Origin of the sequence: uncultured Photobacterium sp. (genome assembly GCF_947502415.1) — a bacterium.
Lineage (GTDB): Bacteria > Pseudomonadota > Gammaproteobacteria > Enterobacterales > Vibrionaceae > Photobacterium.
Genome location: NZ_CANMZV010000008.1, coordinates 29614 through 41785 on the forward strand (window position 1 = coordinate 29614; position 12172 = coordinate 41785).

The 12172-nt window shown below is 43.0% G+C and carries 7 protein-coding genes; 5 read left to right on the top strand and 2 right to left on the bottom strand.

Annotated elements, in window-relative coordinates; translation table 11 throughout:
- Window positions 1-14 precede the first annotated feature (14 nt).
- From Q0852_RS10255 to Q0852_RS10270, 4 genes are all read left to right on the top strand, one after another.
- Window positions 15-4859 (top strand): hemagglutinin repeat-containing protein, encoded by a 4845-nt coding sequence (locus Q0852_RS10255; RefSeq protein ID WP_299017931.1) that lies wholly within the window; start codon window positions 15-17, stop codon window positions 4857-4859.
- Between the two features lie 464 nt (window positions 4860-5323).
- Entirely contained in the window at window positions 5324-5524 is a 201-nt protein-coding gene (locus tag Q0852_RS10260; RefSeq protein WP_299017932.1) for a hypothetical protein, read from the top strand.
- 122 nt (window positions 5525-5646) lie between these two features.
- Window positions 5647-5937, top strand: coding sequence for a DUF3303 family protein (locus Q0852_RS10265; RefSeq protein WP_299017933.1), 291 nt, complete (start codon window positions 5647-5649; stop codon window positions 5935-5937).
- Between the two features lie 256 nt (window positions 5938-6193).
- Window positions 6194-6913, top strand: a complete 720-nt coding sequence (locus tag Q0852_RS10270; protein WP_299017934.1) for a hypothetical protein — start codon at window positions 6194-6196, stop codon at window positions 6911-6913.
- A 79-nt stretch (window positions 6914-6992) separates the two neighbouring features.
- Here Q0852_RS10270 and Q0852_RS10275 read toward each other — a convergent pair whose 3' ends face one another.
- Window positions 6993-8306, bottom strand: coding sequence for an anaerobic C4-dicarboxylate transporter family protein (locus Q0852_RS10275; RefSeq protein WP_299017935.1), 1314 nt, complete (start codon window positions 8304-8306; stop codon window positions 6993-6995).
- 424 nt (window positions 8307-8730) lie between these two features.
- Between Q0852_RS10275 and Q0852_RS10280 the strand changes: the two genes are divergently transcribed.
- The gene (locus Q0852_RS10280; protein WP_299017936.1) at window positions 8731-11103 is read left to right on the top strand and encodes a Lon protease family protein; all 2373 of its coding nucleotides are present in this window, start codon (window positions 8731-8733) and stop codon (window positions 11101-11103) included.
- Window positions 11104-11188: 85 nt separating this feature from the next.
- Here Q0852_RS10280 and Q0852_RS10285 read toward each other — a convergent pair whose 3' ends face one another.
- Complete coding sequence (locus Q0852_RS10285) at window positions 11189-12136, bottom strand: universal stress protein (RefSeq protein WP_299017937.1); 948 nt, start codon at window positions 12134-12136, stop codon at window positions 11189-11191.
- Window positions 12137-12172 lie beyond the last annotated feature (36 nt).

The following is a 12172-nucleotide window of genomic DNA, read 5'->3' on the forward strand; positions in this document are numbered from 1 at the left end:
AACGGAACACAATAATGAAAATAAAAAAATTTACACTATCATCATCAGGTAAAATTGCCGCTACAATCGCAATTACATTAGCATCAATTCCTAGTTATTCTGCCGGAATTATTTCTACTAATGGTGGACCGAGTGTATCGACAGCATCAACAGGTGCTGAAGTTGTCAATATTATTAAACCTAATCAAAATGGATTATCTCATAACAAATATAATCAATTTAATGTCAATAAGCCGGGTGTAGTATTAAATAATTCATTAAATGCAGGTCAATCTCAATTGGCTGGAAAACTTGGAGCAAACCTCAATTTACAAGGCCAAACGGCTAATATCATTTTAAATGAAGTGATCTCGCGAAATCCTTCATTATTGCTCGGTAAACAAGAAGTTTTCGGTATGGCGGCTGACTATGTTTTAGCTAACCCAAATGGTATCACATGTGATGGTTGTGGGTTTATTAATACGAATCATTCATCTTTGGTTGTTGGTAATCCATTAATTGAGAATGGTAAATTAGATAATTTCATTACTGAGAATAATAATAAGCTTCAGGTTAATGATAACGGTTTAATGACAGACAGTGTTTTAGATTTAATTGCACCAAGCATTATTGTAAAAGGTGCAGTAAATGCCAAAGACATTAATGCGATTACCGGTCATAACCAAGTCTCCCGTGATACTTTAAGTATTTCATCGATAAAACAGTTACCGAATGCTGTTGACAGTTATTACTTAGGCAGTATGCAGGCTGGACGTATTAGAATTATCAATACCGCAGAAGGTAGTGGTGTCAATATAGCCGGTCGATTAACAGGTAAAGATGTGGTTCATGTTGATGCTAAAGGAAATTTACTCTTAGCTGCGTCTCATATCGAAGGCGATGATATTGAGCTTAAAGCTCAACAAATTCGATCTAAAGGTAAAGTGACGAGCGATACAACACGTACTCACGGTTCTAAAAATTACCAAAATTACAGGGGGGGAATTGATGTTAATGGTCAGAAGGATAGCCAACATTTAGCTCGTACTGAGTTGGTAGGAAAAAATATCAGTATAGTGGCAGAAGAAGATAACCATCTAACCGCAACGGTTGTTCGTGGTGATGACGTGTTATTACAGGGAGAAAACCTTACTTTAGATGGTCAGCAATTAACGCAAAAGCAACGAAATACCAACAATAATTGGTTCTATTCTTGGGTTCATGATTCAACCACAACCACGGAAAAGACTGAGCAAAAAGCCAGTGTGATTGAAGCTGGTAAAACGGCAACCCTAAAGGCAACCAAGGGTGATATCAACATTCAGGGCGCTAAAGTTAAAGCGGGTGAAAAGCTTACCGTTGATGCTGCACATGATGTGATGCTTGCAGGGATAGTTGAAAAAAATAAACGAGATCATCATCGTAATTTGCGTAATCATACATCGAGCTTAATTACAGGTAAGTCCTATGATGGTAATGAAAACGAAACATTACAGGCAGCAGAGTTGACTTCTGGTGGTTCACTTGGGATAACGGCAAAAAATGATGTGCAATCTCAGGGGGTAAAAGTTCATTCTAAGAAAGATTTAATTATTAATGCTGAACATAAAATTGATATTAATGTTCAGCAAACAGCTAATAACAAAATCATCAAAGATGGTAAAACATATTGGGGAGGTATTGGCGGTGGAAATAATCAAAATAACAGTAACAGTAGCACTATTAGTCATCGCTCTGATATTTCATCTGACGGTTATTTATTAGTATCAGCACATGATGGTATTAATATTACCGGTAGTAAAGTTTCGGGTAAGGCTGGCGGGTTTGTACAAACGCAAGACGGCGGTTTGCGAATTGATAATGCCGTAAGCACCTTTGTTGATAATATCGATACTCGCCAAGGAACTGCATTTAATATTACCAAAAACTCTAATAAATCAGCACATAGTACTCAAACGATTCACGGTAGCGAATTGGTCTCGGATGCCGATCTTAAGTTGTTGAGTAATAAAGATATTGTGGTGGTTGGTAGCTTGGTGCAAAGTGCTGGTACATTAGGTATTGAATCTTTAGGCGCTATTAACGTAAAAGCTGCTGAGAAAGTTGAAAAACTGGAACAGACTAAAACCGATCTGACAGTGAAAGGATATGTTAAAGAAAAAGGCGATAAACAATACCGTGTCGGCGTACGAGTAGAGCATACTACTGAGACAGAAAATACCACGAAAACGGAGCATGTTGGTTCATCTTTAGAAAGTGGTAGTGTCGACGTTAATGCTAAAAAAGATGTGATGTTTAAAGGCTCTAACATAAAGGCAATGACTGGTGATGCGACGGTTAGTGGTGACAATGTTGCATTTTTGGCAGAAGCAGACAAAACAGAAACAATTAAGACGAAAGATACGGTTGGCGGCGGTGTGTATTATACCGCGGGTATAGATAAAATAGGTTCTGGATTAGAGGCTGGTTTCGAAAAAGAAAATACTCAAACAAATAAAGAACAGGCTGTTGTTTCTAAAACAGATGTTGCCGGTAACTTAATAGTAAATGCCGAAAATAAATTGACTCAGCAAGGAGCCGAACACAAGGTTCAAGGAGTATATAAAGAAAGTGCGGAAAATATCGATCACTTGGCTGCTGTTAATAAAGAAGAAACAACAACAACGACTGCTTCAGGTGGGGGGGATATTGGCGCTAACATTGATTATAGCGGTGTGACCCGACCAATAGAAAAAGCGGCGAAAAAGCTGGGTAAAGCCGATGTTATGGGAGCGATTGATGACATTGCTACGGTGGGGGCGCCAAACCTTGGACTGGATGTTAATGCTGAAGGTAAAACAACAGAGCATGTTAAAACGGATACGACTGCAACCGTAACAAAAATTACAGCAGGTAATATTGATGTTAACGCTGAGGGTTCGGTTCGTGATCAAGGGACTCAATATAGCGCTAATCAATCGGATATGAAGCTAAAAGCAAACCAACATATTGATGAAGCAGCCAAAAGTAGTCAGTCAGAAACCACTAAAGAGACGCATGGTGCAGCGGGTTTTCGTGTTTACACAACAACAGGGCAAGATGTTTCTGTTGATGTCAATGGTGATGGGGGGAATCAATCAACCATCAATGAGAGCTCTCAAGCTGTGACTGGAACGATATCTGCGAAAAATAATATTGATATCAATGTTACAAGAGATGCAGTTTATCAAGGAACCGATTTTAAAACTGAGCAAGCAAATATTGGCATAAAAGCGGGGGGGGATGTAAAACTTGAACAGGCTAGTAATACCCGATCAGCAACAACAAAAGGCCTAAATGCTCATGCCTCAGTGAACGTTGGTACCAACCCCGACGGAAAAAGTGGCGCTTTAGGGCTTGGCGGTGGTGTGAATAATAGCGCATCGGAATCAAGTTTTGCTGTAGCCGGTTCAATGACAAGCAGTGGCAAGATTAATATTGAAGCTGGTCATGATGTTTCTTTCCAAGGTAATAAAGTAGGCAGTACCAGTGATACCACAGTTACTGCGGGCAACCGGGTTATCATGAATGCTGCAGAGTCTCATTCAAAAGCAACAGGAAGTAATATTGCTGGTGATATTAATTTCGGTGGCAGTAGCTCAAATACCAAAGAGAGTACAGGAGGTAGCTCATCTATTGGCGGTTCTGCGCAATTGGCCTTTAAGAATGAAAATACGGCAGATCGCCAAGGTACTGAGTTTACAAGTGGCAGTAACTTTATGGTAACTGCTGGTAGTCACGATAAAGAGGCTATTTACGGTCAGAGCGCTCAAGTCAACGCTAAATCTGCATTATTTAACGCTGATAATGGTGGTATTAAATTAGAATCAGCCCAAAGTGATCAGAATAAAAATAACTGGAATTTAGGCCTTAGTGGTAACGCAAGCATCGCTCAATCGTTTGATAAGGACGGGAAAGGTAATGTTGATCCAAATAGTGGAACAGATACACATAACCTTAAATCTGGTTTGAGTGTTGGGGTGGATAAACTGCATAAAGAAAGCCATCAATATACGCATGTTAATGCCACAAATGTTACGATTACAAGCCAAAACGATACGGTTTTGGCCGGAGCGAAAGTGTATGCAGACACTGTCACTGGCTCAATCGGTGATCGTTTACACGTTGAGAGCCGTAATGATGTTGAGCAGAAATCAACGGTAAATATTAATGCCGGGCTTGGTCATACTAATGATGCTGAAACAAGTATGACATCAAAATTATCTAAGATTGGAACAAGCCATTATTCAGAAAAGCTTAAACAAAAATTAGATAAGACCGTTGAAACCACCGCGACAAAGGTAACGGATAAATACAATACCTTTGCTCGCCGTCATGATCCTAAACAAGATACGACAGGATCGGTGAGTTTCAATAAAGCGACGAACCAAGTAACGTTACCAGAGAAGCTGACAGATAATTCAGCGAAGGAAAAAACGGCGTTGTGGGATCGTGGTGCACGTGCTGCAGGTAATGGGGCGAAAAGTGCGTTAACAGGGGCTGCAGGACGTACAGGGCATTTCGGTATCAATGTGGATGTCGTTAATAAAAACGCTGTTTCAGAGCAATCAGGTATTCATAGTAATAATGGAATTCAGCTTGATGTTAAAGGAAGCACGCAATTAACAGGTGCGGTTCTAACTAGTCAAACTGGAGCTGTTTCATTGGCTGACTCTAAAGTAGTAACCCAAGATATGAATGGGTACCGTAATCAATATGGTGGTCGATTAGATGTTCCTTTTACTGTAGGTGGGCTCACTGGTGCCTTAGCTAAAAGTATCGCGAATGGTGAGTCGCCTGTTGCGATTCAGATAGACCCAAACCAAGTGATGACTAAAAGTAAAATAGGTGGTCAAAACTAAATATGATTGATGTTTTTTAACATCATTGACCAAAGTCAGATTGGAGCAAGCATCTCCAATTTGACTTTTTTTGTAATTGCCTCTTATTAAAGCCAGTAATGGTGGTTTGTTGCAGAGTTTAGTCTAATTGCGTGCGCACTGATTTTCAGATACTTGATTGAAAGGATTTCAATTAGATTCAGTATTTCCCCGTTATTCCAAAGCCCAACATTTATGGAGTTCATAACTTACAATTCCAGCTTGTGACAGAACCAGATAATCACAAAGGCTTCGAGTTGAAGGTGATTCGTTGTTCTATTATTTAAATTAACGAGGATGAGGCAAAGCGAGCAGCAAAATGAAGAACGATATGTTCCATATTTGGTTGAGGGGAGAGCTTGACTCAAAAAATGATCCAGTTCTCCATGCGGATATGTGCTTTGTCAGATGGTAATGCTGTTTTCCTGGTTCAAAAAGGAGGGCTGATGTTCAGGAAAATAACTGAGTTAGACTTCTTTAAGCTATTTGGCTTGATTGGGGTCTATTTCTTTTCTTCATATCTGATCTATCTGTTTCTTAAGTGGTTTGGCCATGGTGATGAATTCTTGTATTTGCTGGTGTTTGCTTCGTTAGTGATAACGGGGTTGCTGTTTTGGGCGTTATTCCAAATGAAGAAAAAGCGATAAAAAATGAGCTGGTTGCCAATAACCTAACATTGATGACAACGCTTGGCTTTCTGTTTGAAAGAATGCGTGCTTGAAAGCCGGCTATCTATACTTATCGTCAGTACAACCAAGAGGTACTGATAATGACTTTTTTAATCACGTGGCAGTTACATCAAGGTAAACTCCATCCGATACTTGCGCACTTTTCCCAGCTGACTGAAGAGCAGGATCAGACCATGATGGGTGACGATATAAAAATGGTGGGTCGTTGGCACGATCTGGTCAGTGGGACAGGAGTGGCGATCTGCGAGTCAGACAGTATTGAGGCAATATCTGCCTACGCACTTAAATGGAATAACGATATGGATATCTCGGTACAAGTTGTGGTTGATGATGCCCAAGCGCGTATGCTTGGCAGTCGCTTGTTAGTGTAGAGCACGCTTGTTGGTGTCGTGGTGTAGGGCAATATCGTCCCCAGATATCAGCTTGTTTGGTATCTGGGGCTTTTTATCTTGAGTTTCTGATTAGAAAGCCTGTTTCGTTTGTGTTTGTTATATGTGAGATCAAAGGCTTGGTATTACTAGGGGTGAACTATACTTTTCATATAAATGGCTAATAATAAAGGGAGTGTTTGTTCGTAGCGAGGGGCTTCTTGGCCATAGAGGGATCTGATATTGAGGGACTAAAATCATGCTCGATTTTGCGAATAGCCAGGCATTGAAAAGCAAACAGACTAAGGCAACGACGGCATCTAACATTATTAAAAGTGTTATTTTGGCGGATCTTGCCGAACTGTATTCACCTGCAGAAATTGAATTACTCCAACAGGCTCAGCAACTTATCGAAGATGGTAAAAATCGCATTCAGATTTTGAAGGAAAAACGCCGCAAAGAAGAAAAGCTAAGAGAAGCGGTGGAATCAAAGTTACATGAAAAGGCCTATCATCAAGCGTTGTCTGCTCTTGAAGGGATGGCATTGGCCGATCTTTATAGGCTTAATGTCTCTTTCTCATTTCAGTATTCGGTTATCGGTGAATTGATTGCAGATTATGATCACCAGCACTATCTGGAGACGGTGCAAAGCTGGTTGGATATGAATGTAAGAACTGACATTTACCTCGACCAGTCACCTGAGGAGTTGCGCGAAGAGTGGCAGGCCGGTATTGCCGAAGCTGCGGTTGAGATTATCAGTTGGCCATGCTTGAAATTTCATCGTGATTTTCAGGCTCCTTCTGGCCATTTCCATGAGCCTGTTGGCATTCCAGAGGACTTTCCGGAAGCTATATATGCGGATATTCAGGGTAAGAATGTGCATCGCCTGATTTCGCCATGTCTTGAGGTTATAAAGGCGATTCAGGAGTTTGAAGAGAACGAACAGAAGGTGAAGTTGATATTGAATAATCTGGGGTGATTGAAATTATTTAATGACACTTAAAAAATAAGCCCTGCAAGTGCAGGGCTTATCGGCTAATGCTAGCTGTTAGCAATATTTACAACACGATACCGGCAAATAGGAAGCCGAACATGATGCTGAACACCATACTTAGCAGGCCAGGGATCATGAAGCTGTGGTTGAAGATGAACTTACCGATATTGGTTGTACCAGTTCGGTCAAAGTCGATAGATGCGATGATTGGGCCGTAGTTAGGGATAAAGAAGTAACCGTTAACCGCAACAAATGTCGCAATAATAACTTCAGGTGGTAGGCCAAGGGTAATAGCAACAGGTACCAGTACCGCAGTAGTTGCACCTTGGCTGTTTACCATTACAGATAGTGCAAACAAGGCAAATGCGAATGTCCAAGGAGCGACTTCAACCAAGCCAGCTACTGCTTCCTTAACCATTGCCCCGTGACCGCCGATGAAGGTGTCACCTAACCATGCGATACCGAAAATGGCTACGATAGCGCGCATACCAGCGTGGAAAACCGAACCTTGGGTAATGACATTGCCATCAGGCTTACAAGCAAGGATGATCAGTGCGGCAACAGACAGCATGACGATTTCAATGGTATGTGCCATACCCATTGCTTGGCCGTCGAAGCTAGGGCGTAGATTAGGGAAAGCACCCATCAATACTACGATTAATGAGCCGAACAGGAACAGAGCAACTGCTTTTTTTGCTTCTGGTTTGATAACAAGTTCGCTGATTTCAACTTCTTGTTCCATTTCAGCACGGAAGGCCGGATCTTCCATACGGCGAAGGTATTCAGGATCTTCGTTCAGCTCTTTACCTAGCTTGTTGACAATAACACAAGCGGCGGTTAAGCCCAGACTGGTGCCTGGAATGGTAACCATCAGTACGTCGGCCAGGGTAATACCTTGTGGTTCAAGGAAGGCAACCAATGCGACAACGGCTGCTGCAATCGGGCTGGCAACAATCGCAAACTGAGAAGCAATAACCGCCATACCCATTGGGCGCTCAGGACGGATACCGCTACGACGGCTAACTTCTGCAATAACTGGTAGTACAGAATAAGCAACGTGGCCTGTACCAGCCATCATAGTGAAGATGTAAGTAACAACCGGTGCGATAAAAGTAATGTATTTAGGGTTTTTGCGCAGGATGTTAGTTGCGATTTTGATAAGGAAATCAAGACCACCGGCTGCCTGCATAGAAGCGGCTGCGGCAACAACGGCCATGATCATCAACATAACATTAATTGGTGGGCTGGTTGGTTCAAGGCCGAAGATAAAGCTTAGTACGGCAAGACCAATCCCCCCCATAACACCCAAACCGATACCGCCAATTCGGGCACCGATCAATATACAGATAAGAACGATTAAAAATTCAACAAAAAACACATCAATCTCCTTGATGAAAGCGTTTAAAATATAGGTATCTCTGGTTGCACATAATAAATGTTTCATATATCTAACAATCAAACATTCATCACACATAAAACCAATAACTACTTATTTTTTCTGGTTATTTTACTTGTATCGATATTGTTGTTAGTAGAAGGTTTGCTGTTGTTTTTGTTAGGTTGGGGTGGTGTTTTGTTTGTGTGCTTTATTTGTGTGTAATTACAACATTGTTTTAATTTAAATCACCATTTTATGGCAGTTCTGTATTCAGGAGGTTTTTTTACTAATTGCTAGGTGGGCTGTTTATAAAATAGGCAAAAAACGGGCAAATAATGCTTCACACTGCTAAACGGAAGGTAAGTCACTAAAATTCAATCAGTTAGTGTCTACACTGAAGGAAATTAGAAGAAGAGGGATCTTTATGCCAATTCAACCTCTGAGCAGTGACAAACTGTATCGTGCATCAGAATTAAATGGCCTGGCTGATGACTGTAAGTCGACCAAACACCTGACCCCGCTGGACGAGATTGTCGGGCAGGAGCGGGCACAGCAGGCGGTTGAGTTTGCGATGTCCATCAAAGAGAAGGGCTATAACATCTATGCGATTGGCCGCAATGGCCTGGGTAAGCGAACCATGGTGTTGCGCTATCTCAATCGCCATGATCCAAATGGTAATGGCGTTACCTTGTATGACTGGTGTTACGTTGCCAACTTCGAGGAAACCCGTAGCCCGAAAGTATTGAAGTTACCAGCAGGTACGGGTCATCAGTTCAAGAAAGAGATTGAGAAGCTGATGACGCGGCTGGTTAAGGCTTTGCCGCTCGCGTTTGATAACGAAATGTATTACACCCGTTCGGAAAAGCTGAAGAACCAGCTGACCCAGAAGCAGGAAAGCTCACTGCTGACGCTTACCAATGAGGCCAAGGAAAGAAGCGTTAGCCTGTCGTTGACTACGCAGGGTGACTATCAGTTGGTTGCGCTCAACGGTGAGGAACCACATACCGAAGAAACGTTTGCCAAGCTGTCGGACCAAGAACAGAAACAGTTTGAGGTAACCATTACTGATCTGGAGAAAAAGCTCCGTGGCATTGTTCGCCAGCTGACTGAGCTGGAGGAAGAGTTCTCCGATAAAATTGAAAAGCTTAATGATGAAGTGGCGCTGGATGTTGTGGTGCATTTCATTAAGGAGCTGAAAGAAGCTTATCGGGAGCAGCCTGAGGTGAAAGAGTATCTGACTGCGATGCAGAAGGATATTCTGGAGAACCTCGATATTTTCCTTGAAGAGAGTGAAGAGCAGGTTGCTTTGGCCTATGCGGCGCTGGACAAAAAAATGCCTCGTCGTTATCAGGTGAATGTTCTGGTGAGCCAGCCAGAGCATAAGTTTCCTATTGTGGTCGAAGAAAGTCCGAGTTATCACAATATTTTTGGTTATGTCGAGAATGCGACCTACAAAGGCACCGTATTTACAGACTTTTCGCTGATCCGCCCGGGTAGTTTGCATCGCGCTAATGGCGGGGTGTTGCTGATGGATGCGGTTAAGGTGCTGGAACGCCCATACGTGTGGGATGGCCTGAAACGAGCACTGCGTTCGCGCAAGCTAAATGTGAGTTCGCTTGAGCGTGAGGTGACGCTGTCGGGAACCATTTCCCTTGAGCCGGAAGATATTCCGCTTAATGTTAAGATCATTTTGTTTGGTGATTACCAAACTTACCAGCTGCTTCAGGTTTATGATCCGGAATTTAATGAGTTGTTCAGGGTAACGGCGGATTTTGAAGATGAGATGCAGCGTACCGATGAGTCGGAAAAACAGTATGCTCAGTTTATTTCAAGTATCGTGAATGACAACGGCATGCTTCATTGTGATCGCAAGGCTATTGCTCGGATCATCGAGTACAGTTCGCGCCAGGCCGATGATCAGAATAAGCTGTCTTTGCATTCGGCGGATATCGCTAACTTGTTGCGGGAAACCAACTATACGGCGAAATCGTCCCATGCGACGATGATCCGTGCCAATCATGTTGAGCAGGCATTACAGAGCCAGGAAAAACGGGTTAGCCGTTTGAGGGACCATGTGATGCAGACGTTTGCCAACGGCACGACTTTGATTGACACCCAAGGTACGGCGATGGGGCAAATTAATGGTTTGGCGGTGGTTTCCACCACGGATCATCAGTTTGGAGCTCCGAATCGGATCACCGCGACGACGGCTTACGGTGAAGGAGAAGTGTTCGATATTGAACGTAAGGTGAAACTCGGAGGCAGCATTCACTCGAAAGGGGTGATGATTTTGTCTGCTTATCTGGCTTCAATTTTTGGTAAGACAACCAAGATCCCACTTACTACCAATCTGACTTTCGAACAGTCTTACGGTGGGGTGGATGGTGATAGTGCCTCAATGGCTGAGCTCTGTGCGATTGTTTCGGCATTCTCACAATCACCGCTTCGTCAGGATGTGGCAATCACTGGATCAATGAATCAGTTCGGTGAAGCCCAGCCTATCGGTGGGGTAAACGAGAAAATTGAGGGGTTCTTTGATGTCTGTAAAATTAAAGGGCGTCAGCCAACTCAGGGCGTTATTATTCCTAAGTCCAATGCCCATAACCTGATGTTACGCAAGGATGTTGTCGAAGCCGTAGAGAAAGAAGAGTTCCATATCTGGGCGATTAGTCATGTGACAGAGGCTATCGAAATCCTCACCGGTAAACCGGCGGGAAGCTGGATAGAGGAAAGCGGTTATCCACTGGATTCCATTTACGGTCAGGCCCAGGTGAAACTCAATGCGTTGAGGAAGTGATACGGTCTCGTTCTTAATGTGGGGTGTATATTACAAAACAAAGGCCTCAAATGAGGCCTTTGTTGCATTTAAAAGGTGGTAGCGGTTATTTCTTTATGACCGGTGATTCGAATTCTTCGGGTTTGAGTGTGAGGACTGAGCACTGGATTTTATCCAGCATGTATTCGGATGTATTACCCATAAGGAAGCCAGCTACCCCTGTTCTTGATACCGTCCCCATAATGACCAGGTCAATATCATGGCTGTTGATGTAATCGGGCATCACGCGTTTGGCATTGCCCTCGAGCAGGGTGATATTGATTGGAGTATCCGAACTTTCATAGGGTGTCGTCAGTGCTTCCATACGCGCAGTGCGATCGTCACGCATCTGTTTGGCAATGACAGCAATTTCCAAATCAGTGCTACGGTTCCACTCTCTCAGGTACCCTTCGCTTTCAAGCCGCCAAGCATGGCAAGGGTAGAGTGTTGCCTTGTTGATTTCAGCGAAATCGTGGGCGACTTGAAGGATCCTCTTGTTGAGTTCTGCGCAGTCGGCATCTGTCACATCAATGGCAGCAACAACTTTTTTGATATTCGGTTCTATATTCGGCAACGAACGGATCGCCCAGATTGGGGTGGGGGATTTACGCATTAAGTGCCGGGTTGTTGTTCCCCATTTACAGGCGGTTTCTTTATTATCCCTGTGGGCATCAATCACGATTAGGTCAGTGTTGTTTGCTGCCGCTTCTTTGATGATTTCAATAAATGGAATACCGACGACGACTTTGGTTTCGAAGGTGATATGCGGGTACTGTGTTTTGAGTTCAGTAACATATTCTTCCTGTTGTCGTTCACACTGATTGGTGACTTGGTCTAGCAGGTTCAGTGTCGATACTGAATACTTGCTTAGTTCTTTCATTTCAGTGAGTTCGGCGATCACCGTAAAAAGAGTGACAGTGGCTTTTTGTTTATCGGCGAAGAGAAAGGCTTGATGGAAGGCAGAGCTGACAATTTGTTTCGGGGCGAGCGGAAAAAGCAGACGTTGATAAGACATGGCGATCTCCAAAATGAATGGCATTGTTGTTATTAA